The organism is Streptomyces sp. NPDC002701, assembly GCF_042889045.1.
Lineage (GTDB): Bacteria > Actinomycetota > Actinomycetes > Streptomycetales > Streptomycetaceae > Streptomyces.
The window spans coordinates 55,344-82,076 of sequence record NZ_JBIAQL010000006.1; the positions used below are offsets into that span (position 1 = coordinate 55,344).

Annotated in this window: 19 protein-coding genes; 10 read left to right on the top strand and 9 right to left on the bottom strand. The window is 72.0% G+C overall.

Annotated features, from left to right (window positions below; all coding sequences use genetic code 11):
* Positions 1 to 50 precede the first annotated feature (50 nt).
* A complete protein-coding gene (locus tag ACFYXC_RS18940) occupies positions 51 to 1,205 on the bottom strand; it encodes a glycosyltransferase family 2 protein (RefSeq protein ID WP_389552952.1) in 1,155 nt (384 codons plus the stop codon).
* A gap of 456 nt (positions 1,206 to 1,661) precedes the next feature.
* Between ACFYXC_RS18940 and ACFYXC_RS18945 the strand changes: the two genes are divergently transcribed.
* The 5 genes from ACFYXC_RS18945 (at position 1,662) to ACFYXC_RS18965 (ending at position 5,920) form a co-directional block, all read left to right on the top strand.
* Positions 1,662 to 2,336, top strand: coding sequence for an ATP-binding cassette domain-containing protein (locus ACFYXC_RS18945; RefSeq protein ID WP_389552955.1), 675 nt, complete (start codon positions 1,662 to 1,664; stop codon positions 2,334 to 2,336).
* Complete coding sequence (locus ACFYXC_RS18950; protein ID WP_389552958.1) at positions 2,333 to 3,013, top strand: hypothetical protein; 681 nt, start codon at positions 2,333 to 2,335, stop codon at positions 3,011 to 3,013. The genes ACFYXC_RS18945 and ACFYXC_RS18950 overlap by 4 nt, the downstream gene beginning before the upstream one ends.
* 155 nt (positions 3,014 to 3,168) lie before the next feature.
* Positions 3,169 to 4,293 carry a hypothetical protein gene (locus ACFYXC_RS18955; protein WP_389552961.1) on the top strand — a complete coding sequence of 375 codons (1,125 nt, stop codon included), beginning with the start codon at positions 3,169 to 3,171 and terminating at the stop codon, positions 4,291 to 4,293.
* The gene (locus ACFYXC_RS18960) at positions 4,290 to 5,105 is read left to right on the top strand and encodes a geranylgeranylglyceryl/heptaprenylglyceryl phosphate synthase (protein WP_389552963.1); all 816 of its coding nucleotides are present in this window, start codon (positions 4,290 to 4,292) and stop codon (positions 5,103 to 5,105) included. The genes ACFYXC_RS18955 and ACFYXC_RS18960 overlap by 4 nt, the downstream gene beginning before the upstream one ends.
* Complete coding sequence (locus ACFYXC_RS18965; protein WP_389552966.1) at positions 5,102 to 5,920, top strand: Moenomycin biosynthesis protein MoeN5; 819 nt, start codon at positions 5,102 to 5,104, stop codon at positions 5,918 to 5,920. Before ACFYXC_RS18960 ends, ACFYXC_RS18965 begins: the two co-directional genes overlap by 4 nt.
* Before the next feature lie 15 nt (positions 5,921 to 5,935).
* On the opposite strand, the gene ACFYXC_RS18970 is transcribed toward ACFYXC_RS18965, so the two are convergent.
* Genes ACFYXC_RS18970 through ACFYXC_RS19000 form a run of 7 tightly spaced genes read right to left on the bottom strand, consistent with a single transcriptional unit; the run spans position 5,936 to position 16,036 of the window.
* Positions 5,936 to 7,528 carry a carbamoyltransferase C-terminal domain-containing protein gene (locus tag ACFYXC_RS18970; protein WP_389552969.1) on the bottom strand — a complete coding sequence of 531 codons (1,593 nt, stop codon included), beginning with the start codon at positions 7,526 to 7,528 and terminating at the stop codon, positions 5,936 to 5,938.
* Positions 7,528 to 8,793 (bottom strand): hypothetical protein, encoded by a 1,266-nt coding sequence (locus tag ACFYXC_RS18975; protein ID WP_389552972.1) that lies wholly within the window; start codon positions 8,791 to 8,793, stop codon positions 7,528 to 7,530. The genes ACFYXC_RS18970 and ACFYXC_RS18975 overlap by 1 nt, the downstream gene beginning before the upstream one ends.
* Positions 8,783 to 10,300, bottom strand: coding sequence for a B12-binding domain-containing radical SAM protein (locus ACFYXC_RS18980; RefSeq protein ID WP_388909242.1), 1,518 nt, complete (start codon positions 10,298 to 10,300; stop codon positions 8,783 to 8,785). The genes ACFYXC_RS18975 and ACFYXC_RS18980 overlap by 11 nt, the downstream gene beginning before the upstream one ends.
* 49 nt (positions 10,301 to 10,349) lie before the next feature.
* Positions 10,350 to 11,858 carry an asparagine synthetase B family protein gene (locus ACFYXC_RS18985; protein WP_389552975.1) on the bottom strand — a complete coding sequence of 503 codons (1,509 nt, stop codon included), beginning with the start codon at positions 11,856 to 11,858 and terminating at the stop codon, positions 10,350 to 10,352.
* A complete protein-coding gene (locus ACFYXC_RS18990; RefSeq protein ID WP_388909246.1) occupies positions 11,855 to 13,066 on the bottom strand; it encodes a Moenomycin biosynthesis protein MoeGT1 in 1,212 nt (403 codons plus the stop codon). The genes ACFYXC_RS18985 and ACFYXC_RS18990 overlap by 4 nt, the downstream gene beginning before the upstream one ends.
* Positions 13,056 to 14,996 (bottom strand): asparagine synthase (glutamine-hydrolyzing), encoded by a 1,941-nt coding sequence (gene asnB / locus ACFYXC_RS18995; RefSeq protein ID WP_389552978.1) that lies wholly within the window; start codon positions 14,994 to 14,996, stop codon positions 13,056 to 13,058. Before asnB ends, ACFYXC_RS18990 begins: the two co-directional genes overlap by 11 nt.
* Positions 14,997 to 15,013: 17 nt before the next feature.
* Positions 15,014 to 16,036, bottom strand: a complete 1,023-nt coding sequence (locus ACFYXC_RS19000; RefSeq protein WP_389552981.1) for an NAD-dependent epimerase/dehydratase family protein — start codon at positions 16,034 to 16,036, stop codon at positions 15,014 to 15,016.
* Positions 16,037 to 16,450: 414 nt separating this feature from the next.
* Here ACFYXC_RS19000 and ACFYXC_RS19005 point away from each other — a divergent pair, with 414 nt between their 5' ends.
* Positions 16,451 to 18,178, top strand: a complete 1,728-nt coding sequence (locus ACFYXC_RS19005; RefSeq protein ID WP_389552983.1) for an ABC transporter ATP-binding protein — start codon at positions 16,451 to 16,453, stop codon at positions 18,176 to 18,178.
* 12 nt (positions 18,179 to 18,190) lie between these two features.
* Positions 18,191 to 19,975, top strand: coding sequence for an ABC transporter ATP-binding protein (locus ACFYXC_RS19010; RefSeq protein WP_389552986.1), 1,785 nt, complete (start codon positions 18,191 to 18,193; stop codon positions 19,973 to 19,975).
* A 28-nt stretch (positions 19,976 to 20,003) separates the two neighbouring features.
* Here ACFYXC_RS19010 and hemA read toward each other — a convergent pair whose 3' ends face one another.
* Positions 20,004 to 21,200 (bottom strand): 5-aminolevulinate synthase, encoded by a 1,197-nt coding sequence (hemA, locus tag ACFYXC_RS19015; RefSeq protein WP_389552990.1) that lies wholly within the window; start codon positions 21,198 to 21,200, stop codon positions 20,004 to 20,006.
* A gap of 178 nt (positions 21,201 to 21,378) precedes the next feature.
* Here hemA and ACFYXC_RS19020 point away from each other — a divergent pair, with 178 nt between their 5' ends.
* The 3 genes from ACFYXC_RS19020 (at position 21,379) to ACFYXC_RS19030 (ending at position 26,628) form a co-directional block, all read left to right on the top strand.
* Positions 21,379 to 22,944, top strand: a complete 1,566-nt coding sequence (locus ACFYXC_RS19020; RefSeq protein ID WP_389552993.1) for a long-chain fatty acid--CoA ligase — start codon at positions 21,379 to 21,381, stop codon at positions 22,942 to 22,944.
* 1,021 nt (positions 22,945 to 23,965) lie between these two features.
* Positions 23,966 to 25,174, top strand: a complete 1,209-nt coding sequence (locus ACFYXC_RS19025) for a cytochrome P450 (RefSeq protein ID WP_389552996.1) — start codon at positions 23,966 to 23,968, stop codon at positions 25,172 to 25,174.
* Between the two features lie 104 nt (positions 25,175 to 25,278).
* Positions 25,279 to 26,628 carry a serine hydrolase domain-containing protein gene (locus ACFYXC_RS19030; protein WP_389552999.1) on the top strand — a complete coding sequence of 450 codons (1,350 nt, stop codon included), beginning with the start codon at positions 25,279 to 25,281 and terminating at the stop codon, positions 26,626 to 26,628.
* Positions 26,629 to 26,733: the final 105 nt, after the last annotated feature.

Consider the following 26,733-nt stretch of genomic DNA (forward strand, 5'->3'; position numbering starts at 1 on the left):
GCCTGTGTCGGCGTGCGGGCGGCCGCCGTGTGCCGGGCGGCCGTCCCGTGTCAGCTTGCGGTGCGTGCCGTCGCGGGGGGTCCCCCGGCGGCCGGGCTCATGAAGTCGCCGTCGTCACCCCACGGCACGTGCCGCAGCGGCCGGCCGGCCGCGCCGCGTACGGCGAGCCCGGCGGCGACGGAGCAGAACCAGGCCAGGTGGACGGCCTTGACGGTCCAGCGCTTCAGTCCCCGTACCGGGCCGCCGCTGCCGTCCCAGGCCGCGAGCGGCCACAGGCCGTGGAACAGGGTGCCGGTGAGGTACGTCCGCGCGGTCGCCCACGGGTAGTCGGCCGTGCAGGTCACATGGCTGTAGAGGGAGCGGCGCAGCCGGCGCAGGGTGTCGCGGGTCCGGGCGACCCGGTAGAAGGTGCCCCGGGCGTCCGGCAGCACTTCGAGGTCGTGCAGCGGGTCGGCGGCGCCGGGGTCGAGGAGCTCGAAGAGGACATGGCCGTCGTCGGCGAGCCGCCGGGCCGGGATGCCGCCGGCGACGACCTCGGCCGCCACGAGCATGCAGGCCGCCGCGGGGTAGGCGGCGGGCGGCACGGTGACGCCGGAGACACGGTCCATCGTGCGTGCCGCGGCCGTGGCGCGGGGCAGGGCGACGAGGTGGGCGCCGACCGCTCCGGCGCAGCCGCGTTCGTGGAAGCGCTCGACGAGCCGGACGAGACAGCCGGGGCCGAACTCGACGTCGTCGTCGGTCCACAGCCAGCCGGTGTGGCCGAGCCGCCGGGACAGCGCGAGCGCGGTGTTGACCGTCCGGAGTTTCCCGCGGCCCGGCAGCGCGAACCCGACGACGGGCAGGGCGCGGTCCCTGGTCAGCGCGCGCAACCGGTCGACGGCCTCCTCCAGTTCGCCGTGGCCGTACTGCATGCCCAGCCAGATCGTCAGGGGCAGGCCGGGACGGGCCTTCCGTACGTCGGTGAGCGCGTCGAGGAGCTGGCGCAGGGCCGTCTCCTGGGCCGCCAGGGGGCAGCGCGCCACATAGGTGGGCAGCAGCACCCCGAGTCCGCCGGCGGGCAGTCCGGCCGTCAGGTCCGCCGGATCCCGCCGGACCTCTCCCGACCCGACCAGGGTCACCGGGGTCCGCGGCGGGGGCAGGGGGTCGAAGCCGCGGGCCACGGCGCGCTGCCACCACGTACGCCCGCTTCCGGTTCCCCCGCGCATCCGCGTCCCTTCGCCGGCCGACCCGTGCACCACCCGTTCCGGCCCTCCGCCGAGCAGCCGCGGGGCGAAGGGGAATTCACCGTCTACATGCGCGCCGCACAATGTGCGGAGTGTGCTGATTTCGACGGGGCGAACTCTAACGGGGGCCTCGAAGTGATCACAAGACGGTTGTCCAGTTCCGGGGCGGTGGCCGAAATGCCGGGGTTCCGGTTGCGTCGGTCCGGTGAATCCGCCGGGCGGACGTGGGGGAATCGCGCGATGGCCTGGCCGAATTCTGTTGCCCTCGCGCCGAGTTCTTTCGGGACCCGTCCGGGAAACGGCCGAAAGTATTCGGCCGACTTATTTCGGCACGTCGCGTGTACGGGCGGTACGCGCGGCCGGTTCGCCCGGCTGTGGCAGGCTGACGGCACGGTTTTCCGCGCCATTCGTCGCGGCGGCGGAAGGAAGGTGTCACACATGAGGTATTCCGCACGTGCGGAGCGGCAGTCGGACGGGGTGTACGGGCCGCCGTCCGGGCGGGAGGTCCTGCTGCACGCACACGGGATCGTGAAGAGCTACGGTCGCCGCCGCGTCCTGGACGGTGTCGATCTCGTCGTGCGCGCCGGTGAGGTCGCCGCGATCGTGGGCAGCAACGGAGCGGGCAAGTCCAGCATGCTCAAGATCTGCGCCGGGCTGCTCGCGCCGGACGCGGGCCGCGTGACCATCTCCGGATGCCTCGGCTACTGCCCGCAGAACGCGGGCGTGATGGGCTTCCTGACGCCGCGCGAGCATTTCACGCTGTTCGGCACGGGCCGGGGGATGGGCGGCCGGGACGCCGACCGCCGGGGGCGCCGGCTCGCCGCGGAACTCGACTGGCCGGTCGCCCGCGGCACCCTGGCCAAGGATCTGTCGGGCGGTACCCGGCAGAAGCTGAACGTCGTCCTGTCCGCCCTCGGCGATCCGGACGTCCTGCTGCTCGACGAGCCCTACCAGGGCTTCGACCGGGGTTCCTACGTCGACTTCTGGCGGAACGTCTGGAGCTGGCGCGACCAGGGCAAGGCGATCGTGGTCGTCACGCACATGCTCAACGAACTCGACCAGGTCGACCACGTGCTGGACCTCAGCCCCAGGAAGCCGGAGGCGAGCCGATGACCCGGACCCTGCGCATGGCGGAGATGACCCTGCGCGAACTGCTGCGCCGGCGCGGAGTGCTGGGACTGCTCCTCCTCGTGCCGCTGGTGTTCTACCTGGGCCGCCACGGCCAGCCCGGCCAGGCCATCAGGTTCGCCAGCCTGGGCGTGGGCTTCGCGGTGAGCACCGCCGCCCTCTTCTCGGCCGTCGGCGGCCGGGAGATCGAGCCCCGGCTCACCCTGTCCGGCTTCCGGCCCCGGCATCTGTACCTGGGTCGGCTGTTCGCGCTGCTCACCGCCGGGCTCATGATCTCCGCGCTGTACTCCGTGGTCGTGATCGTGGACCAGGACGTGGCGCACCCGCAGGCGGTCGCGCTGGAACTGGCGCTGACCACCCTGGTGGCGGTCCCGCTCGGGCTGCTGCTCGGCCTCGCCGTACCCCGCGACCTGGAGGGCACCCTGCTGCTGATCTCCGTCATCGGTGCCCAGATGGTGATCGACCCGGCCGAGGACGCCGCCAAGGTGCTGCCCTTCTGGTCGACCCGGGAGATCATCACGTACGCCGTCGACGGCGCCGGCAGCGGATCCCTCACCTCGGGCGCGACGCACGCCGTCGTGGTGACCGCGCTGCTGCTGCTGGCGAGCGGCGGCGTCATGGCGGTGCGATTGCGGCGGCGTACCCACATGCAATTCGTCTGAATCCGCCGCGAGTCCGCGCTGTATGTCCGGGGTAATGACTCTGTCTCGCCGATACGAACACGTGTAGGGTTGGGTATTCGTCCTGCTGCCGCGGTGTCCACGCGTGCGTCGGCACGGTGGCCCGGCTCGTCGCCTCTCCCCAGAAAGGAGAGTTCGTGAACGGTGCACAGCGATTACCATTCGGCGAATCCGCCGAACAAGCCCTGGAGAGGGCAACGGAATTCCTCCGGACCGCGCGTGACGCGGACGGCTGGTGGAACGACTACGAAGTCCGTGGCCCGGGCCAGTTCTGGGCCACCGCCTTTGTCGGGGCCTCACTCGCGGAATTGCCCGAGGGCCCCGGGCGATCGGCGGCGGTGTCCGCCTGGGAGCTGCTGAGACAGACCCGCGGCCCGTCCGACGGCTGGGGCTACTGCCCCCAGGTCCCCGGTGACGCCGACATCACCTCCTGGGTACTGCGACTGGCCGAAGCGCTGGACGCCGAGGACGATCCCCGCGCGGACGAGGGATACCGCTTCGTGGCGGCGCACCTCCATGAGGACGGCGGCATCTCCAGCTATCTCCCGCGGATCGCCGCGCCCTTCCTGGAGCGGGTGGCCCCCCGCTGGGACGCCTGGTACGCGAGCCATCCGTGCGTGACCACGGCCGCCGCCGGACTGCACGGACTGCCCGTGCGTGAGCGGCTCCTGACCCGCCTCCGCGAGCTCCAGCGCCCCGAGGGGTCATGGCCCGCCTACTGGTGGCCTGATCGCGAGTACCCCACCGCGCTGGCGGCCGAGGCCCTCACCGCCGGCCCGTCGGACGAGGTGCCGCCCGAGGTCTCGCGGGCCGCCGGCTGGGCCGCCGCCAGGATCGGCGAGGACGGCGCCGTACGCACCGAGTGGGAGCCGGAGGGCTCGGCCTTCGCCACCGCTTTCGCCCTGCGCACCGTGCTGGCCGGCCGGTCGCCGCAGGGCCGTGCCGCCGCCGCCCGGGCGGCCTCCCACCTGATCGACGCGCAGGAGAAGGACGGCAGCTGGCGGCCATCCGCATGGTGCCGGGTGCCAGGACCCATGGAGTTCGACCCCGACGCACGTGAGCACTGGGAACGCGGGCTGCGCGGGAAGGCCGCGCTCGGCTCCGTCGTCCTGGACACGAAAGCGCTCTACACCACCGCGTCCGTCGTGGCGGCACTGGCCAGGACGAGGACCCCGGAGACGTCCTCGGCGGCCGCGCCGGGCGGACCCGGCAGGACGGCGCGCAGCGCGCCACGACCGGACCACGAGGGGGATCGCTGGTGAACACGTCACCGCAGCTGGCCCAGCGCACAGAAGTCCCGGCGGCAGCACCCCTGTTGAGCCGGGGAGCGGTCCTCGCACGGCTGCAGGGGCACGAACGGGGGCCCGTCCACATCATCGACCCGTTCAAGGTGCCCCAGGCCGAGGCCGTGGAGAAGGCGAAGATCCTCGACGAGCTCGGCTGCCCCGCCCTCATCCTCGCCAGCACCGACTACGAGTCGTTCGAGGCCCGCATGAACCCGTACGTGGCGGCGATCAAGGAGGTCAGCTCGCTGCCCGTGCTGCTGCACTTCCCGCCGCGCAAGGGCTCGGGCTTCCCCCTGGCCCGCGGAGCCGACGCCGTGATACTGCCCGCGCTGCTCGGCTCGCGCGACGACTACTACGTGTGGAAGAGCTACCTGGAGACCCTGGTCAACCTGCCCGGCCGGGTCGACCGCGAGGACTGGCCGGAACTCCTGCTCACCGTCGCCCTCACCTTCGGAGAGGACCACAGGACGGGGAAGCTGCTCGGCACGGTGCCGGTGGCCACCACGACCACCGAACAGATGGACCGGTACATCGCGGTCACCCGCAGCTTCGGCTTCCACATGGTGTACCTGTACTCCCGCTACGCCCAGGTCCCCGCCGACGTGGTCCGTCACTTCCGGCGGCAGCTGCACCCCGACCAGATCCTGTTCGTCAGCGGCAACGTGCGCCGGCGGGAACACGTCACGGCCTACCTGGAGGCGGGCGCCGACTACGTGGGCTTCGCCGGGGCCCTGGAGCACGACGACTGGCGGTCCACGCTCGCCGAGATCAGCGCGGACCGGCCGTGACCGCGGCCCTGCCCGCGGCCTACACCACGTCGATGCTGGTCACCGAGGCCGCCAACCGCGACCACGTGACGGAGTTCGTCGCCCGCAACGGCGGCTCCGCCGAACTCGTGGCCCACACCGCGGCATTGCGCCTGTACCTGAGGGTGCCGCACTTCCTCACCGAGTGGGTCACCGAACCGCGGCGGCGGGCCGCGGTGGCCCGCGCGCTCGCCATGGACATCGTCGCCATGAAGCTGCTCGACGACCTCATGGACGACGACACCGGGCTCGACCGTGTCGAACTCGCCTGTCTGTGCCTGCACCTGCATCTGACGGCACTGCACGAGATGTGCGCGCTCGCCGAGGACGCCCGCGCCGTGACCGAGGTGCTGGAGCACGACTTCACCGCGGTCTGCACCGGCCAGATCCGAACCAAGAGCCACCGTGCGGGGAACCTCGACGAGTGGTGCGCCAACGCCAGCACCTACGGGGCCACCTTCCTCGGCTGCTACGGCTCGCTCTCCGCGATCTGCGGGCGTGCGGAGAAGTCCGTCGACGCGGCGCGGCGGTTCGCCGAAGCCTTCGGCACGATCATCACGATCGCCGACGACCTGACCGACTACGACCGCAACGGCGAGCGGGAGGGAAACCTCGCCCACCTGATGCGGACCGGAGCGGTGCCCCCAGGGCAGGTCGGGGAACTGCTGGAGAGGCTGCGTGCCAAGGCCCTGGCCGCGGTGCGGGAGCAGCCGGCCTCCTCGGGGCTGGTCCCCGTCGTCGGCCTCTACACCGACGACGTACTGGACCGGCTGCTGCCGCGGCACCTGGTGGGCTGAGTGCCGGCCGACGGCCTACCGGGGCTCGCCCCGGTAGGCCATCACGTCGTCGAAGACGAACAGGTCGACGTCGCTGTGCGCGAAGTCGTCCAGCACGTGCCGGCTGGTGTGGGCGATGGCCCGGCCGGGGCCGTTGAGCGAGGTGTTGATCAGTGCCGGGACGCCGGTCTGCGCCTCGAAGGAGCCGAGCAGCCCGTGCAGCCGCGGCTGGTCGGCGCCCAGGGTCTGGATCCGGCAGGTGCCGTTGACGTGCCGGGCCTCCGGCGCGGTGCCCTCCGGCAGCAGGTACTCGAAGAGCATGTACGGGGACGGGCGGCCGCCCGGGTAGAGCTCGGCGAAGCGCTCGTCGCGCATCACGGCGCCCAACGGGCGGTACCACTCGCGCTGTTTGAGCTCCTCGCTCATCCGCTTGCGCATCCCGGACGCGGCCGGGCTGCCCAGCAGTGAGCGGTGCCCCAGTGCCCGGGGCCCGAGCTCGGCCGCCCCCTCCGTCAGGGCCACGACACCGCCGTCCGCGAGCAGCCGGGCGACCGCCGGGGCGTCGTACGGCACGGCCCGCAGCCCCGCCGCCTCCAGGTTGGCCAGGACGTCGGCGCGTGGCTCGCCTGCGCCGTTGGCGTACACGCTCAGCGGTTCGGGCCGCTCGCCCAGCAGGTAGGTGAGGGCGTAGATCCCCGCGCCCGCCAGGTGCCCCGCGTCACCGCAGGCCGGCGGGACGGCGATGTCCCGGCCGAAGGTCTCGCGCAGCACCGAGTTGGCGACGATGTTCAGGGCGCAGCCGCCTCCGAGGGCGATCGGTCCCACACCCGCGGCCGTGCGGGTGACGTGCCGGTCGAGCACGGCGTGCACGGCTTCGGTGAACAGTTCCTGGAAGGTGGCGACGACATGGGCCGCCGTCTCGAACTCCGCGCTGAACTCGGGACGTTCGGCGAGTTCGCCGCGGACCCGTTCGGCCAGTGCCAGATCGTGCATGACCCGGGGATCCACCGCCCGCAGCTGTTCGCGTATGCGGGTGTCCGGCTGCCCGTACCCACCGAGGGCCATCACCTTGCCGGCGACGCTGGGACTCGTGCCGAAGCCCAGGAGGTGGCCGATCGCGGTCCAGCCGAAGCCGTTGCCGTACCAGGGCAGCGGGTCCTTCTCGATCCACTCCAGGCGCTCGCCCTCGACCCGGAACAGGGAACTGCGGGTGAGCTGCCCGCGGCCCTCGTTGACCAGCACGAGGGTGCCGTCCTCGTGGCCCGCGTAGTGGGCGGCGAGGGCCGCGTGCGAGACCTCGTGCGTGACGACCACGCAGTCCACCCGACGGCCCAGCAGGTCGCAGGTGGTCCGGTGGTGCGGCGCTCCGGCGTTGATCCGCTCCATGGCGTGGTCGAGGTCCGGGATCCGCAGCAGGGCGCTGCGTACCGGGGTGCTGACCGCCACGAGGTCGATCCCGTCGGTGTCCACGCACTCCTGGGACAGCACGTGCTCCAGCGCGAGGTCGGAGCGGTGGTCGTGCTTGACGCGGGTGAGACGTTCGGTCTCGACGGCGAAGACCAGCCGTCCGTCCTCGAAGTAGCCGACGCCGGTGTCGTGGCCGGCGGAGTGGAGGGACAGTACCTTCATCAGCGCTCCTGGTCAGCGGGTGTGAGGGGAAGGACGGCCGAGTACGGGGCCCACTCCACGGCGCGCAGCGGCCGACCGGTCAGCCCGCGCAGGTACAGCTCCGCTCCCACCCCCGCGAACCAGGCGAAGTAGAGCCACTTGATCAGTGCCTTCTGGACGCCGCGCCGCCGTCCACCGGTGCCGTCGAAGCCGGTCAGCGGCCACATGTCGGCGAAGAGGAGATGGCGGAAGTAGTGGCGGACGACGGGCAGGGGCCAGTCGGCGAGGTCGACGAGGTGGTTGAGGAGGAGCCGGCGGATCCTGCGGCGGGTCTCGACCGCGGGACCGGCGACGTAGTAGTGGCAGCGTGCGTCCGGTACGAGGCGCAGCCGGGCCAGGGGATCGGGCAGCGCGGGATCGAGGAGCCGGAAGCAGACGTAGCCGTCGTCCGAGACGTACCGGCCCGGCAGGCCGCCGGCCAGGACGTCGGTGGCCACCAGGATGCAGCAGCCGTGCGGATAGTTGGTCGCGGGTGCCGCGATCGCCTTGGCACGGGCCAGCAGGCGCGAGGTGGCGAAGTCCTTGGTGTGCGGCACCTTCGTGGCGCCCACCGCGCCCCGGCAGCCGGCCGCCCGGAAGTCCCGTACCAGCCGTGACAGACAGCCCGGGTCCAGGGTCACGTCGTCGTCGACCCAGCCGACGCCCGCGCAGCCGAGCAGTTCCGCCACCGCGATCGCGGCGTTGAGTGTGCGGGGCTTGCCCGGGCCGGGCACGGAGAGGCCGCACACGGGTAGCCGCGGCAGCCGCCCGCGGGCCCGCAGGAGCAGGGCCCGCAGCCGCCGTACGGACTCGTCCCGCTCCTCGGCCGAGGACCACTGCATGCCGACGAACAGCACGGCGGGGGCGTCGGGGTGTTCCTCGGCCAGCTCGGCGACCCGGTCCAGCAGTGCGTCGAGGCGCTCCTCCTGCTCGGCCAGGGTGCCGCGGGACACGTACGTCGGGGCGATCAGGGCGAGGGCGGGGGAGCCGGCGCGCAGGACGTCGGCGGCGGCGCGGGCCGCACGGAGCGGGGGTGTCTCGCCCTTGGGCCCGTCGGGCAGGACGTAGGCCACCGGTACCGACCAGGACGCGGGCGGGCGGAAGCCGCGGGCCATGGCCGTACGGACGTGATGGGTCAGGAGGGGTTCGCCGCGCCGCCGCCGGCCGTGGGCCGGCAGCGGCGTGTTGAGGCGGACGGGAGGGCCCGGCCGCAGGGACGCGGCCGGGCGGGCGGTCTCAGAAGTCACGGTCGGTGTTGGAGGTCGACCGGGCCAGGCTGCGCAGCCCGTCCAGCGTGTTGCGCCACTGGCCGGTGGTGGCCATGTGGGTCAGCAACGGCTTCGCCATCGAGCGGCGCAGGAAGAACGCACGGTAGGCGGCCTGGGCGCGGCGCTGGGCGTCGGGCACCAGATAGCCGATTCGCGCGTCGAACTCGCCCTGCACGAACCGGTCCCAGTAGTCGGCCGGTATCTGCCCGGCGGCCACGGACTCGGTGTGCAGCGGAGTGCCGGGCAGCGGGGTCGCGGTGTAGAAGCTCGCGTAGTCCAGCGGGATGCGGCAGGCGAGGTCGACGGTGGCGCGGAACTGCTCCCGGGTCTCGCCGAGCCAGCCGACGATGAAGTAGCCGAAGCCCTTGATGCCCGCCTCGTGCGCGGAGGTGACGGCCCCTTCGATCTTCTCGATGTCGCTCTCCTTGCGCATCCGCTTGAGGATCTCGGGGTCGCCGTGCTCGATGCCGAACCGCAGCCGGGTGCAGCCCGCCCCGGCCATCGCCTTCAGCAGCGGCTCCGGCACCAGGTCCACGCGGGTGGGTGCCTCCCAGCGCACCTTCAGACCCTGTTCGCCGATGAGTGCGCAGATCTCCCGGACGCGGCCGCGGTGCAGGGTGAACACGTCGTCGTAGAACATGATCTCCTTCACCCCGTAGCGGTCCTTGAGCTCCGTCATCTCGCCGACGACGTCCTCGGGGGAGCGGTACATCGACTTCTTGTCGACGGCCTGCTTGAAGCAGAAACTGCACTTGAAGGGGCAGCCCCGGCTGGAGATCATCGTCGCGAACGGCCGGGGGGCCATGATCGAGTAGTAGCTGTTCATCGGCAGGCCGTCGCGGGAGGGCCAGCCGACCTCCTCCAGGTTCACCATCGGCGCGGCGCCGCCGTCGTGCTCACGGGTCACCAGACCCCGGATGCCCTCCGGTTTCTCACCCTGTTCCAGTGCCTCCGCCAGCTCGGGCATGATCGTGATGCCCTCGCCGACACCGACGTAGTCGATGCAGTCGTGGAAGAGGTTCTCGTGCGCGTAGACCTCGGTGTGCGGGCCGCCGAGGATGACCTTGGCGCCGGTGCTCTTGGCCGCCTGGCACGCCTCGACGGCACCCGGCAGGCCGGGCGTGGTGGTGCTGACACCGACCAGGTCCGGTCCGAAGTCGGCGAGCAGTTTGCGCAGCCCTTCGCTGTCCAGGCCGAGGGCGGGGGTGTCGACCTGGATGACCTCGTGGAAGCCGGCCGACTTCAGCGCGGTGTGGATGTAGCCGAGGCCCAGGTGTGGCAGGACCCCGGCCCGCTTCTGGATCTGGGTGATCTGCCGGGTGTTGAGGCACAGGTCGTGGTGGCGGACCAGCGCGATGCGCAGGGCGCGTTTGCGCCAGCGTGGCAGGCCCGGACGGGCCGGTGCCGCGGCGGCGGGCGTCGAACAGCCGCCCGACGAGGTGCCGGTCGCCACACCGGTACTGATGACGGGCAGTGTCTTCCGCATGATGTCCCCTCTTCCTTTGGGGTGGTGCGGGCGGTGGTGTCGTCCGGGCTCAGGGGGTTCTCCCGGCCGCGAGGGACTCCAGCTGGAGGAGATAGAGGGCCAGCGGCTGGAGCCGGCTGACGCGCTGCGGCGCCCCGGGGCCGCGCCCCGCGGCGAGCAGCCGCTGCAGGACCCGGTCGCGGCTGCGCCACCAGTCCCGTTCGGTGTGCGTGGTGTGGGCGAACAGCTGGGTGAGGTACGCCAGCCGGTGCCCGACCAGGACCGGCCCGTGACGCTGCGGAACGGCCGAGGCGAACCCCAGGCCGGAGTGTTCCGGGAACGCCTTGTCCAGCGCCTGGTCGTGGAGGGTGCCGTCGATCAGGAAGCGCTGCGGCACCGAGGAGAGGTGGTCGACGAGCGCGTGATCGAGGTAGGGGGTGTGGATCACCGCGTGGTCGTCGCCCAGGGCGAAGGGGGCCAGGGCGATGGAGCGCCGGGTGCGGTTCCAGAAGAAGAACGAGCCGAGGGGCAGGGCGGCGTCGGCGTGCCGGGCCAGCTCCCGCACGAGCCGGGCCCGGGCCCGTTCCCGGCTCCACAGGGCGCGGGTCCGGACGCCGAGAAGGTGTTCCACGTGCGCTCCGGTACGGCCCGCGGCGAGCAGCCGGTCCGCGAGCTGCGGCAGGTCCGTCACCTTGTACGGGTTCTTCCTGATCAGCTCGATGCTGGGGTTCTGGGCCAGTTCGCCGCCGCCGAGCCCGTCGTACCACAGGCCGCTGTGGCGGCGCAGGAAGGCCAGCAGGGGCCGGCTCCAGGCACCGTCCAGGGTGCCCATGCCCTGGGCCGGGTTGGCGACGCGCTCCGCGTGGAACTGCGAGCGCGGCCGGGGCACGGTGCGGTGCGGCAGTCCGAGGCGCTCGGCGAGACGGGCGGCGACCCGTGCGTCGGCACCCGGGTCGGGCGGGAACTTCGCACCGCTGACGCACAGTCGCGGCAGGGCGCCCTGGCGGCAGAGTTCCAGCAGGATGTGCCGGGAGTCCCGGCCGCCGCTCAGCGGGAGGACGTACGGCTCGGTGGGCAGCCGGCGGGTCACGGCGGCGCGGAACAGTTCGACGAAGCCGTCGACGGCCTGCGCCCGGGTGAGGTCCGCGGGCCGGCGCACGGGCGGCGCGGCGGAGTCGACGTGCGGGCCGTCGCGGGTCCAGGTCAGTGTGGCGGCGGGAGGCAGCGCGCGGATCGCGGTGAACGCGGTGTCCTCGCCGAGGAAGAACCCGAGCCGGATGAAGACGGCCAGCGCGTCGTGGTCGAGTTCGGCGCTCTCGCCGGGCGGCAGCAGGGCGAGCGGGTCGGGGGAGAGCGCCAGCGAAGTGGCGTCCGTGCGGTGGTAGAGGGGGTGCATGCCGTACCGGTCGGTGCGGACGAGGAGACGCTCGCCGTCCCACTTCCAGGCGGCGAAGACCCCCTCGGGCGGCGGCCCCTGCGCCAGCGGGTCCCCGCCGAGGGCGTGTCCGAGCCTGGCCTCCTTGTCACCCTCGGCCCGGATCCCGTCGGGGGTGGCGACGAGCCGTATGCGGGGCTTCACCGGGCGTCCAGCAGGGGCCGCACGGCGGCTCCGATCCGGCGGGCCACCGCCGCCTGGTCGAGCACCGACTCGGCGAAGCCGATCGCGGCCTCCTTGTGCGCCTCGATCGCCGACGGCCGGGCCAGCCAGTCGTCGACGGTGCGGAAGAGGTCCTCGGGCGTGGCACAGGCCCGGCCGAGATCGTGGTCGTGGATCAGCCCCGGCACCCACTGCTCCATCGGCAGCCCCGACTCCAGCATGAGCACCGGGATCCCGAAGTAGGCCGCCTCCAGGGTGGTGTTGGGCCCCGCCTTCGAGACGAGCAGCCCGTACGGCGACTTGGACGCGCGGTCGATGTAGTCGAAGTACTCGGCCTGGGTGAGCCGGCTGTGGAAGCGCCAGTGCGCCAGCCGCTCGGCACCGGCGGCGGCGCGCCGGGCCAGGGCGGGGTCGTCGTAGCCGACGAACACCAGGTCCGTGTCCGGGTGCCGGACGGCGATGTGGTGCACCAGCTCCAGGTACACGTCGCCGCCGCGGTTGCAGAACACGATCAGACAGGGGCGGCCCGAGTCGGTGTCCCCGCCCCAGGGATCGCCCGCCGGAGCGGCGGACTCACTGGTCATGAAGTCCCGCAGGTCGTGCTGGGCGACCAGCGGCCCCACCACCCGCACCCGGTCGGGATCGCCGCCGGTCCGCGCGAGGAGATGGTCCTTCGCCCAGGCGAAACCCACCAGCGTCAGGTCGGGATGGGGGCTGCGGTGCAGCGGCAGCTGGAGGAGCCCCGGGTTGGTGACATGGCTGACCACCCGGGTGCCGGTCCCCGCCAGCCGTACGGCCGCCACGCACAGCCGCGCCACGAAGCCCTTGGTGCCGACCACCACGTCCGGCGACGTGGTACGCACATGGGCGGTGAGCGGGGCCAGTTCGGCGATCTGCTCGGGGGAGGGATCGATCTCGAAACCGGCGGGGAAACGTTCCTGGAGGCGGGCCATCAGCGCCATGTAGCGCCGGGTGCGCACGGTGGCGTCCGGGCTCTCCAGGGAGATCGTGCGGATCTCGGCACCGGCCTCGCCCAGCCAGGGCAGGATCGGCTCCGCCTCCAGCAGGGTCACCTCCGCGTCGACGGCGTCGCGCAGCACCCGGGAGAACCGGGTGGCGGCGAGATAGTTGCCGAACTCCCCCCAGGTCCGGGGGGAGAGCACCTGGATGTGCGGACGGTCAGGGCGCACGATGCGGCTCCTCGGTGAGGTCGAGGCAGACGGGGGACGGGGTGTGCGTGGGGAGCGCCTGGTACCAGAGCTGGTAGGTCAGCAGCGCCCACAGCTTTCGCGAGGTGTCACGCCGGCCGCTGAGGTGGTCGTCGGCCAGCAGCCGTACGGCCCGGGCGTCGAACAGCCCGCCGCGGTCCAGCGCGGGCGCGGCGAGCGTGTCCAGCAGCAGCGTGCGCAGTTCGCCGCGCAGCAGGGCGGCCAGCGGGGCGCGGAAGCCGAGCTTGGTGCGCCGCACGATGTCGGTGGGCAGCCAGTCGGCGGCGACCCGGCGCAACAGGTACTTGCCGGTGAAGCGGCGCAGTTTGAGTGAGGTCGGCAGTGCGTTGCCGTACTCGACGAGGTCCAGGTCGAGGAAGGGGGAACGCAGTTCGAGGGCGCTGCGCATGCCGCCGCGGTCGGCCTTGGTGAGGATCACGTCCCGCAGGAAGTGGGCGACGACGGCGAGTTGACTGCGCTGCACACCCGTGAGGCCCGGCTGGCCGTCCAGGAGCCGGGAGACCTCGGCGAAGGGATCGTGTCCGGCGAGGGCCGCGCGGGCGTCCGGGCGCAGCAGGCCGGGCAGTTCGGCCGGCCCGAAGGGGGCCGTGGACAGGTAGAAGCGGTGCTCGGGCGCCGCGCGCAGTCCGCGCGCCAGCAGACCGAGGGCCGTGGCGGCGGGCAGATTGCCGGACCGCGCGGGCAGCCTGCGCACGAGGGCCCGCACCAGGGCCTCCAGGCGGGGGGCCGGCATCAGCCGCAGCAGCAGTTCGATCGCCCGCTCGGCCTGGAAGTACCGGTAGCCGAGCAGCAGTTCGTCGGCGCCGTCCCCGGTGAGCACCCCGCGGACGTGCTGCCGTGCCAGCCGGCAGACGATACGGGTGGGCAGCAGGGAGGGGTCGGCGAGCGGTTCGTCGGCGCGGGCGTACTCGGACTCCACCACGTCGGCCAGGTCACGTCCGCCGATACGGACGACATGGTGCTCGGTGCCGAGATGGCGGGCGACCGCGACGGCGTGCGCGCTCTCGTCGAAGTCGTCCTGCTCGAACCCCGCGCTGAACGTCGGCACGGGCCGTTCCGGCGACAGCTGCTGGGCGACGGCGGCCACCGCGCTGGAATCGAGGCCCCCGCTCAGCAGCACCCCGAGCCGGCGCTCCGTGCTGGTGACCCGGCGGGCGACGGCGGCCCGGAACAGCTCCTCGAAGCGGGCGGCGGCCTCCCGGCCGCCCGGTGCCCGCGCGGCCGTGGCCAGCCGGGGCCGCCAGTACTCCACCTCGCGCAGCCGGCCCTCGGAGTACTCCAGGTAGCTGCCGGGACGGACCTTGTGCACGCCGGTCACGGCCGAGCCGGGCGCACAGAACGCCTGGAGCGTCAGGTAGCCCGCGAGCGCCCCGACGTCCGGCGTGCGCGGGGCGTCGGGATGGCGGAGCAGCGCGGTGAGTTCGGAGGCGAAGGCGATCCCGCCGGGCACACGCGTGTAGTAGAGCGGCTTCTTGCCCATCGGATCGCGTGCCAGCACGGTCGTCCCGGTGCGGGCGTCGTGCAGGACGAAGGCGTACATGCCGCGCACCCGCTCCAGCACCTTCATGCCGTGCCGCGCGTACAGCTCCACCAGCACCTCGGTGTCACCCGCGGTACGCAACCGGGCTCCCGTGGCGCGCAGTTCGCGGCGCAGCTCCTCGTGGTTGTAGATCTCGCCGTTGAGGACCAGCGCGGTGGTGCCGTCCGCGGAGACGACCGGCTGCCGGCCCCGGCCGGGGTCGACGAAGGTCAGGGCACAGTGGGCGAAGGTCACGCCGTGGTGGTGGCACGCGTTGCTGCCGTCGGGGCCCCGGTGCGCCACCGCGGCCAGCATCCGTTCGGCCGTGCCGCGCGCGGCGTCCCGGCCACCGCCGGGGTCGCTGAATCCCACGAAGCCGCACACAGCGGCTACGACCGGCGGGTGGGCGCCATCAGGGACGACGAGGCGGTTTCATGGGGCGGGGCCTGGGCGAGTGCCTGCCTGGCCCACTCGATCTGCGTGGCCAGCCCGGTGCGCAGGTCCGTCCGCGCGGTGAAACCGATGTGCTGCCGCGCCCGGCCGACGTCGGCCGTCGTGGACCGTACGTCGCCGATGCGTGCCGGACCGTACCGCGCGTCGGGCGTCGTGCCCGTCAGCTCGCCGGTCAGGGCGAGGACCTCGTTCATCGACACGGCCTGTCCGGTACCGATGTTCAGGACGCTGCTGCCCTGCTCCGGGGTCGTCGCGGCGAGCATCAGCGCCCGCACGACGTCCGACACGTGGACGAAGTCGCGGATCTGGGTGCCGTCGCCGTAGACGTCGATCGGCTTGTCCTCCAGGGTGGCGCGGATGACCCGGCCGATGAACATGTCCGGGCGCTGGCCGGGGCCGTAGACGGTGAAGAAGCGCAGCGCGCTCACCGACGTGGGGGCGTCGCGGCGGGCCGCGAAGGCCAGCGCGAGCCGTTCCGCCGCGAGCTTGGTGACCCCGTAGGGGGACAGCGGACGCGGGAGGTCGTCCTCGTTCATCGTGCCCTCGGCGCCGCCGTACACGCTGGAGGAGGACGCCATGACCACGCGCGGCACACCGGCACGGACACAGGCGTCCATGAGGCGCTGGGTGGCCAGTACGTTGCAGTGCAGGTATTCCGGAAATTGCGTCCAGGACGGGCGCACCCCCGGCAATGCGGCTAAGTGAAAGACCGTGGCCGCATTTTTCAGACAGGCCGACAGGTCCGCCGAGACAAGATCGGCGCGGATCGACCGGAGGGATCCCGACTCGGCGGACGGCGGGATTTCATCGGTGGGCCAACTCGGTTTCCGGTCGATTCCCACCACGTTTGTGCCGTCGCGCCGCAACGCCTCGACGAGATGGGAGCCGATGAAACCCGCGGCACCGGTGACCACCGCTTTTCCCGCGGTTCCGGCCCCGTCGTGCGCGTCACCCGACATGGCGAATCCCCCTTGGTTCCGTTGGTGTCCGGTGGTTCAAGGCGGTGCTCCGTGCTGGTGCCGTCCCCGGGCGCCGGTCCACTGCGGTACGGGAACTCGGCCGGCCCGGACGTACAGGGGCGCAAGGAGAATGTGGCCGAGAATGATGGGTCCGCAGGCGGCGGCATGCAAGGCGAATTGCCCAGAAGACCCGTGGAGTCTAACAGCGAGGTGTTTCAACAGCAACGGTGTTTCGGACGTGGTTGATCCGGCACCGAACAGCGAGCCGTATTCCGCACGTCAGGCGGACCTAATCCCGGTTCCGGCACAAGAACCTCCGTATGACGAGTTCGCCGGTGTCCGCGTCATTCCCAACGCCCCGGAACCGACTTTATGCTGTGTCCTTCCGCCGCCCGGCGCCCGGGGAGGAACGCGTTGGCAGGCAGTCCGTTACGGCAGCTCTCCGTACTGTTCCGCTATCTTCGCGGAGAACGGCCGTCCGTTCTCCTCCTCGCGGTGCTCGTCCCGCTGGGCATCGGACTCCAGCTGGTGGCGCCCCAGATGCTGCGCCGGTTCATCGACCACACGCTCTCCCGGAGCCCTTCCGACCTGCTGCTGGCGGTCGCCGCCTGGTACCTGGCGGCGGCACTCGGTCTGCTCGTGGTCACCATCGGCTGCGACGCCGTGGCCGCGCGCCTCGCCTGGCGCACCACCAACCGGCTGCGCGCCGACCTGGTGACCCACTGCCTGCGCCGGCCCTCGCGCTTCTACCAGCGGTACCCGCCCGGCGAACTCGTCGACCGCGTCGACGGTGACGTCACCAGACTCGCCGCGGTGATGTCCGCGCTGGTCCTGGAGGTCCTCGCCCAACTGCTGCTGGTCGTCGGGATCCTCGGCGCCCTCTTCCAGCTCGACTGGCGACTCGCCCTGGTCTTCGCGCCGTTCGCCGCCGGAACCCTCCTGCTGCTGCGCCGGCTCGTGGGGAAGGCCATGCCCTTCGTCGCCGCCCGGCAGAGCTCGTCCGCGGAACTCCTGGGCTTCCTGGAGGAACGCCTCGCCGGCGCCGAGGACCTGCGGACCAACGGAGCCTCCGCCCACACCCTGAGCGCCCTGGAGACCCGGCAGACCGACCTGTACCGGCGCGCGCGGCAGGCGGCGCGGGTCTCCGTGCGCTGGCCCGCCACGGTCCAGGGACTGTCCACCGTCAGCGTGGTCCTCGCCCTGGCCGTCAGCGTGTGGCTGCACGGCCGCGGACAGGTCTCCACCGGCACGGTCTTCGCCTGTCTGTCGTACGCCATGCTGCTGCGCCGGCCGCTGCTCGCCGTCACCACCCGCTTCCACGACCTGGAGGAGGCCGCGGTCAGTGTGCAGCGCCTCCAGGAACTGCTGCGCCAGGACGACGACGTCGTACGCACCGGCACCCGCCGGCTGCCCACGGGACCCCTGGGCGCCCGGCTCGACCGCGTGTCCTTCTGGTACGACCCCGGTGAACCGGTGCTGCGCGAGGTCTCCTTCCGGCTGCGCCCCGGGGAGCGGCTCGGCATCGTCGGCCGGACCGGAAGCGGCAAGTCGACCGTCGTACGGCTGCTGTTCGGACTGCACCACCCGGTGAGCGGCGGCGTCAGCGTCGGCGGCCAGGACGTGGCCGCGCTCGACACCCGGGCGTTGCGCAGCCGGGTCGCCCTGGTCACGCAGGAGGTCCAGGTCTTCCACGCGACACTCCGCGACAACCTCACCTTCTTCGACCGGTCCGTCGACGACCGCCGGGTGCACGCCGCGCTCGACGAGGCCGGCCTCACCCCGTGGTGGCGCGAACTGCCCGACGGCCTGGACACCGTGCTCGGCGAGGGAGCACGCGGGATGTCCGCCGGACAGGAGCAACTCCTCGCGCTGGCACGCGTGTTCCTGCGGGATCCGGGAGTGGTCCTGATGGACGAGCCCACGGCCCGGCTGGACCCGCACACCGAGCGGCAGCTCCTGCCCGCGATGGAACGGCTGCTGGAGGGACGGACCGCCGTCGTGGTGCAGCACCGGCCGCACGCGCTGCGCACCGTGGACCGCATCCTCGTCCTCGACGCGGGGACGGTGGTCGAACACGGCGAACAGACCGTGCTCGCGGCCGACCCGGCCTCGCGCTTCCACGAACTGCTGCGCGCCGGCTGACGGGGCGGAAGGGTGGCCGACATCGACACGGGGGGCACGTTCGGGCGGCTCGGGGCCGTGCTGCGCGGTTCGGCGCGGGCGTACTGGACACTGACCGGGCTGTGGGTGCTGCTGCGGGCCGGAACCCTTGCGGTGGGGCTGCTCTTCCAGCGGATCTTCGACGCGATCGGCTCCGGCGGCGCGGTCTGGTGGCTGATCGCCTGGGTGGCCGCCATCGAGGGGGCACGGCTGTGCCTGCAGTTCGGCGTGATGATCAACCGTCTGGAACCGCGGGTGCAGTACGGCACGACGGCCCGGTTGCGACGGGAACTGCTGGGCACCGCCCTGCGCGGACGGGGGGCCGCGGCACGCACCGCGCCGGGGGAGTCGCTGCGGGTGGTGGGCGAGGACGTCGAGGAGACGGGTTTCTTCGTGGCCTGGGCGCCCACCAACCTGGCCCACTGGCTGTTCGTCGTCGCCTCCGTCACCGTCATGATGCGGATAGACCCGGTCGTCACCGGCGCGCTCCTGGCGCTGCTCGTCCTGATCACGCTGGTCACCGCGGCCGTGCACGGCCGCTTCCTCCGCCATCGGCGCGCCACCCGTACCGCGTCGGCCGAGGTCGCCGGCGCCCTGCGGGAGGCGGTCGGTGCCGTGAAGGCGGTGCAGGCGGCGGGCGCCGAGGACCATGTGGCCGCGCACATCGCCCGCTTGAACGCCGCGCGGGCGCAGGCTGCGGTACGTGAGGAACTCTTCGCGGGCGTGCAGCGGACCGTCATCGGCAACGCGGCGCCCCTGGGCGTCGGCGTCGTCCTGCTGCTGACGGCGGGCCGGGCGCACAACGGGACGTTCAGTGTCGGGGACCTGGCGCTGTTCACCTTCTATCTGCAGATCCTCGCCGAGGCGCTGGCCTCGATCGGGATCCTCTCGGTACGGCTGCAGCGGGTGTCGGTGGCCCTCGGCCGGATCACGGACTTCCTCGGCAGACGGCCCGGAACGCGGCTCGGGAAGCCGGCGCCCGAGCCCGCACAGGCGGACACGCTGCGGGAGTTCTCGGTCCGTGGCCTGACCGCCCGGCACCCCGGTTCGCAGCACGGGATCGAGGACGTCGACCTGACCGTGGTACGCCACTCCGTCACCGTGGTCACCGGCGGCGTCGGCTCGGGCAAGTCGACGCTGATACGGGCGGTCCTGGGCCTGCTGCCGCACGAGCGGGGCACCGTGCTGTGGAACGGCGAACCGGTCGCCGATCCCGCGGACTTCCTGGTGCCCCCGCGCTGTGGCTACACGCCCCAGGACCCGCGGCTGTTCAGCGGATCACTGCGGGACAACGTGCTGCTGGGCCTGGAGGGCGACAGCGACGGCACCGGCACTGACGACGGCGAAGGCGACGGCGACGGCACGATCTTCGAGAAGGCCGCGCACACCGCGGTCCTCGGCCCCGACCTGTCGGCCATGCAGGACGGCGCCGACACCGTCGTCGGCCCGCGCGGCCTGCGGCTGTCCGGCGGCCAGTTGCAGCGGACCGCGATCGCCCGGATGCTCGCCCGGCGCCCCGAACTCCTGGTGCTGGACGACGTCTCCAGCGCTCTCGACCCCGCGACCGAACATCTCCTGTGGGACCGGCTGCTGGACGGCTCGGTCACCGTCCTCGCCGTCTCGCACCGGCCCGCGCTGCTGCGTGCGGCGGCCCGGGTGGTGGTGCTGAAGGACGGGCGCGTGGACGCGGTGGGGACGTGGGAGGAGGTACTGGCCGAGTCCGCCGAGATGCGCCGGATCCAGGCGCACCCGGAGGAGGGGCGGCGCGAGGAGGACTGACGCGCACCCGGGGGAGGGGCGGCGTGACTCAGCCGCGCGGCGCGCCGGACTCCGTCCAGATACCGTCCAGGGCCTCGACGAACCGGCGGACGTCGGCGGCCTCGTGCACGGCGGAGGGCGCCACCCGCAGGATCTCCTCGCCCATGGGCACGCTCGGCGCGTTGACGGCCTGCACATAGACCCCGTGCCGCTCCAGCAGCTGCGCCGACATCGCCTTGCAGAGGCGGTCCTCGCCGACGAGGACCGACACGATGTGGGTCTGGTCGGACAGGAACGGGATGCCCCTGTCCCGCAACAGCCCGTGCAGGAGTTCGGCGTTGGCCGTGAGCCGCTCCCGTTCCCGCTGGGAGCCGCGCAGGTGCCGTACGGCGGCGAGGGCACCGGCCGCCACCGCGGGCGGCAGTGCCGTGGTGAAGATGAAGGAGCGGGCGAAGGCCCGGACCGCGTCCATCAGCACGGTGGGCCCGGCGACATAGCCGCCGGTCATCCCGAAGCCCTTCGCCAGTGTCCCCATGACGACGGTGAACGCGGGGGCGAGGCCCTCGCGCGCCGCGATGCCGGCGCCCTCGGGCCCGTACATACCGACGGCGTGCACCTCGTCAAGGAATGTCACCGCCCCGTACCGCTTGGCGATGTCGGCGATCTCCGCGAGTGGCGCGATGTCGCCGCGCATCGAGTGCACGGACTCCGTGACGATGAGTTTGGGCCGCTGCGGATCCGCGCCGGACAGCAGTTCCTCGAGATGCGCGCAGTCGTTGTGCCGGTAGATGAACTTCTCGGCGCCGCTGTGCCGCAAACCGTCGATGATGGACGCGTGGTTCAACTGGTCGGAGAACACCGCGCAGTTGTCGATGCGTCCGGCGAGCACGGAGAGCGCCCCCTCGTTGGCGGCGTACCCGGAGGTGAACAGCACCGCGTCCGCCTTTCCGTGCAGCGCGGCGAGTTCCGCCTCCAATGCCACGTGGTAGCGGTTCGTCCCGCCTATGTTGCGTGAACCGCCGGAGCCGGCACCGCATTCGTCGACGGCGCGCTTCATCGCCGCCAGAACGTCCGGGTGCTGGCCCATACCTAAGTAATCGTTGCTGCACCAGACCGATATCTCGCCATGATGTGCCGTATCGGCAGCCGGGAAGCGGCCCGCGATACGGCCGAGCTCCAGAAACTCCCTTTTCCGCTCGGACGTCTCCTGCGCAAGGTGTGCGAAGAATTCCATGTACTCGGACATGTCTCACACTCGCTCTCTGTCGCTTTCCTTCCGGAGCGCCTCATCGTAGGATGCGCTGCGGTCCCTGCACAGTGCGCGTTCAGCACGAAAGCGGAGTATCGATGACCGAATGTGGAATCTTCCTGCCGCGCTTTCACAAGACCTTTTCCGGCCGTGCCGGAATGCGCGGACCGCGCCTATGAGTGGCCACGCCACGCTCACGCTGGCGGATGTCCTCGCGGATCCCGCGACGCGCTGCCCCGACCGCACGGCGCTGGTGGCCGGCCCCCGGCGCATCTCCTATCGAGACCTCTGGCTGGCCGCGCGCCGGTACGCGGCGGCGCTGCGCGACCGGGGCGTCGGCCCCGGCGACCGGGTGGCCCTGCTGCTGCCCAACACCCCGGCCTTCCCGACGGCGTACTTCGGTGTCCTCGCGCTGGGCGCGACCGTCGTCCCGGTGAACGCGCTCCTGAAGGCGGAGGAGATCACGTACATCCTCCGGCACTCGGGGGCGCGGGCCGTGCTGTGCGCGGGGGCACTCCTCGGGGAAGGGGAGCCGGCGGCGGAACAGGCTCGGGTGCCGCTGCTGACGGTGGACGCGGACGACGACGGACACCGGCCGGCACTGGACGCACTCGCGGCCCGCGCCACGCCGGTCGAGGGTCCGGTGCCCCGCGCGCCCGACGACATCGCGCTGATCCTCTACACCTCGGGCACCACGGGCCGCCCCAAGGGCGTCATGCTCAGCCACCTCAACGTGCTCCTGAACATCGACACGACGGTGCTCTCGCCCTTCGCCATGCGCACCGACGACGTCCTCCTGGGCTGCCTGCCCCTGTTCCACACCTTCGGCCAGATCTGCGGCATGGGGACGTGCTTCCGCGTCGGCGCGACCCTCGTCCTGATGTCCCGCTTCACACCGGACGGGGCGCTCGACCTGATGGTGCGTGAGGACTGCACGGTCCTCATGGGCGTGCCGACGATGTACGTCACCCTGCTGGAGGCCGCGGCACGGGACCCCCGCCGTCCGCCGCTCGCCCGGGCGTACTCCGGGGGCTCCGCGCTGCCGGTCCGGGTGCTCCAGGACTTCGAGACGGCCTTCGGGTGCCCCGTCCACGAGGGCTACGGCCTGACCGAGACCTCCCCCTGCGTCGCCTACAACCAGCACGCCTGGCCCCGGCGGCCGGGCACCGTGGGCAGACCGATCAGAGGAGTGCAGGCGGAGATAGCCCGGGCCGACACCGAGCACGAGATCGTGCTGCTCGCGCCGGGCGAGGTGGGCGAGATCGTGATCCGCGGCCACAACGTCATGGCCGGCTACCTCGACGATCCCGCGGCCACCGCGGCCGCGCTGGTGGACGGCTGGTTCCGCTCGGGCGACCTCGGGGTGAAGGACGCCGAGGGCTGCCTGACGATCGTCGACCGCAAGAAGGACATGATCGTGCGCGGTGGGTACAACGTGTACCCGCGCGAGGTCGAGGAGGTCCTGTCCCGCCACCCGGCCGTCGCCCAGGCCGCGGTGATCGGTGTGCCGGACGACCGCTACGGCCAGGAGGTGTACGCGGTGATCGTCCCCCGCTCCGGCGCCACGACGGACGCGTCCCTCGCGCGGGACATCATCGCCTGGAGCCGTCGGCACATCGCCTCCTACAAGTACCCGCGCCACGTGGAGTTCGCGTCGGCCCTGCCCCTGGGGCCGAGCGGGAAGGTGCTCAAACGGCAGCTCGTCGCCGTGCTCGGAGCGGGGACGGCCGACCGGGCCTGAACCGGGCAGCTTCCGTCGCGCCGCGTGCGAGGTCCGCTGCCGGTCGGGCCGCCGCAGCGGGCCGGCACGTCGTCCTCCTCCCCCGGGTGCGCTCCTCGGAGTGCATGCCCGCGCACGCGCTGGAGAAGTGCGCCCCACGTGCTCCCGGCGGGATCCGGCCGAAGTCGGCGCCGGAACGGGCGGTCGGCCGAGTGTGCGGACAGCCGGTCACCGGGCACCGCGGCGAACTTCTCGTCGCGTTCGAGCCGTCCCTGAATGAGATGTTCCGGTCTTTTTTCCGTGGATCGCGGTACGGCCGCGAACAATCTCTGCGCAGGTGAGGGGAGTTGGCACCGGTGGGTGCTCAAGAGGAATTCGAGGTTCTACGCAAGTGCCTGTTTAGCCAACTGTCCCCGGGGCACGCGTGGGGGCGGTGAAGCAAGCCAGGGTCATCGTCGATGTGTTCGATTCAGCCTGCACGAAAACAATGCGAAATGGCTTGTCGGCATACCCTCCATTCACCTTCAGGGGGTTGCCCCCCGGTTGGCCCACCATGAAGACTGTCGCCGGTTCGACCGGGCCGAAGGAACGCGTCCCGGGTACGGCCCGCCCCATCCGGCGGGTATGCGCGACCCGTCCGGCCAATTGAGATGTCCGACCCTCAAAAGTCTGACGAAAAAACGAGGGGGAAGTCACCGCGCAACGGCTGCGCGGTTCGTCCACTGGAGATGACTGATGTCAGCTTGGTGCACACGACGAGTACCACCGGTCGTCCGAGGACCGACGTGGAGCCGAAAAGGACCACGGCACACCTGGTGACGCGGACGACAGGACCCGACGGCGCACGGCCCGTGCCCGTACCGGCCGGCGCAGGTGACCGGTGGCAGGTGACCCCGACCGAGCCGCCCCGTCACCGCGCAAGCCGCCCGTCCGTCAGGAACGCACCAGGTCACGACCCGGATCCCCGTCCGGACCAGGAGCCCGACGTCAGCCATCCCGCTTGTGGTTTCGCCGTCCCCGCGAGCCGCACGAAGGAGAACAGGTGACCGGCAACCCCTCGAAACAGGACCACTTACCCTTCGACGCGCTGAGCGATCGTTGGCAGTCTCTACGCGCATTGAGACCCGTGCACCACGACGAACGGCAGGGCGCGTGGCAGGTGGTCGACCACGCGTCGGTGTCCGCGATTCTGGCGGACCCGGCGACGTACTCCTCGGACTTCTCGTCCATCGCGCCGACGCAGGAGGACTTCGAGGTCTTCGTGCAAGGCAATTTCGTCGGTATGGATCCGCCGGAGCACCGAAAACTCCGAACTCTCGTCAGTCAGGCATTCACGCCCCGCGTGGTGAACGGATTACAACCACGCATCGAAAACGTGTGCGCCCGGTTGCTGGACGGCGTCGCCGACCGCGACCGGTTCGATCTCGTCGACACGCTCGCCTACCCGCTGCCCATCATCGTCATCGCCGAACTGCTCGGCATACCGGCGAGCGACCACAGGCTATTCCAGGAGTGGGCGGCCACCCTCTTCGGTGGTGACGAACTCGGCGACGCACCCACCAGGGAAGATCTGGAACGCGCCCTGAATGCCATCGCCCCGACCGTGCGCGAGATGAACGGCTACGTCCTGGACCATATCCGGCGGTGCCGGAAGAACCCCGGAAATGATCTGACCAGCAAACTGCTGGCCGCCGAGGTGGACGGGGTCCGTCTGGAGGACCAGGAGATCGTCGGGTTCGTCGCCCTGCTGCTCGTCGCCGGCCACATCACCACCACGGCGCTGCTCGGCAACGCCGTCGTCACGTTCGACCGGCACCCCGGCGCATTCGCCACGCTGCGCGCCGACCCCGGGCTGCTGCCGGACGCGATCGAAGAGGTACTGCGCCTGCTGCCGCCCTTCGCGGAACTCGGCCGACGCACCACGCGACCCGTGGTGATCGGCGGGCAGGACATCCCGGCCGGCGCGATGATCGTGGCCCACCTGGCCGCCGCGAACCGCGATCCCGCCCGCTTCGACGACCCGGACGTCTTCGATCCGACGCGCACCCCGAATCCCCACCTGACCTTCGGTCACGGCATCCACTTCTGTTTCGGCGCCCCGCTCGCCCGGCTGGAGGCGCGCATCGCGCTCCGGATGCTGCTTGAACGTTTCTCCGGTCTGCGTGTCCCCGACTACGACGAGGTCACCTTCCAGAACCCGGCCGTCATCGTCGGCGTACGCCACCTGCCGGTCGAGGTCGCCAGGCCGTAGCCCGCAAGGACGCTTCACCCGCACCGACGCGTCGGGCCGTACCGCTCATCCCCGACCGGCCCCCCGCGTCCCGCTCACAGAACGCATATGGGAGTCCCCTTCACATGCCGTACCACACCGCCGCTTCAGTAGCCGTCCCGCGACCGTCCCTCTTACGCCGTTCGTTGCAGGACACCCTCGACACCCTGGCGCGAACCCACCGCGTGCCCGGTGCGCAGCTCGCCGTCGACACCGGGACGGAGGTCGTGAGCGTGCACACCGGCACGGCCGACGCCGTCCGGGGCACCGCGTTCACCGCCGACACGGCCGTACCGCTGGGCAGCATCACCAAGACGTACACGGCCGCCACTGTCATGATCCTGATCGACGACGAGGACCTCGACCTGGACGAGGCCGTCGCCGACGTCCTGCCGGAGTTCGCGGACCTGCCGAAGGTGACGATACGTCACCTCCTGTGCCACACGGCCGGTCTGCCCACCGGCCCGGACTCGGACACCGCGGCGGCCATGACGGCCTCCCGCTATCTGTCGGCGGTCTGCACCGCCGAGGACGCGCTGTTCGCGCCCGGGACGGACTTCTCCTACTCCAACGCCGGCTACGTGGCGGCAGGACGCCTGATCGAGGCCGTGACCGGCATGACATGGCAGGAAGCCGTCCGCGTACTCCTCCTGGATCCGCTGGGCAGCACGCCCGCCTTCCTCGGCGAGAGCCGCCCCGCCCGCCCGACCGCCACCGGACACGCCCTCAACGCGGCGACGGGGGCCATGCGGCCGGCCCACCAGAACCTGGCGCCCGTCGAGGCCCCGGCCGGCGCCCTCCTGGCCAGTGCGTCCGACCTGATCGCCCTGGGCAGGACCCTGACAGGCCGGTCCGCCGTCGTCCCGTCCGCCACCGCGGCGCTCATGCGACGCCCCGGAGAGGGAGCCGAAGCAGCGCCCCTGGCGGACGCCTGGGGACTCGGAGTCTCCCTCCACCAGCAGGACGACCGCTGGTGGTGCGGCCACGACGGCAACGCCCAGGGCACCTCCTGCCATCTGCGCGCGGAACCCCGCAGCGGAGTCGTGGTCGCCTTCACCGGAAACGCCGGCGGCGCCACCGCCCTGTGGCACGACCTGGCCGACCACCTCACCGGCCTCACCGGGATGCGGGTGCCGACCGCTCCGGCGCGTCTCGACCGGGGCGGGCCCGTCGCCTTCCCCGCGTGCGCGGGGCTCTACCGCAACGGAACGAGCGAGTACCGGATCGGCCTCGACGCCGACGGTCTGCCCGCGCTGTCCATCGACGGTGACCTTCCGCTGCCCCTGATCTGCTACCCGGACCTGACCTGTGACCTGGTCGACCCGGCCACCGGCCGCCGGGAACCGGGCGGGCGCTTCCACCGCGATCCCGTCGACGGAACCGTCGATCGCGTGCAGATCTCCGGCCGTACGGCCCGCCGCGTCGGCACCGTCTGACCCCGAGCCGCCCCGCCGCACCCTTCCCGCCGCACCGCCGCCCCGTGCGGCCCCGGTGCGCCCGGGGCGGCTCCCGCGCCCGCGCACCCGCATCGTCACCGCCTG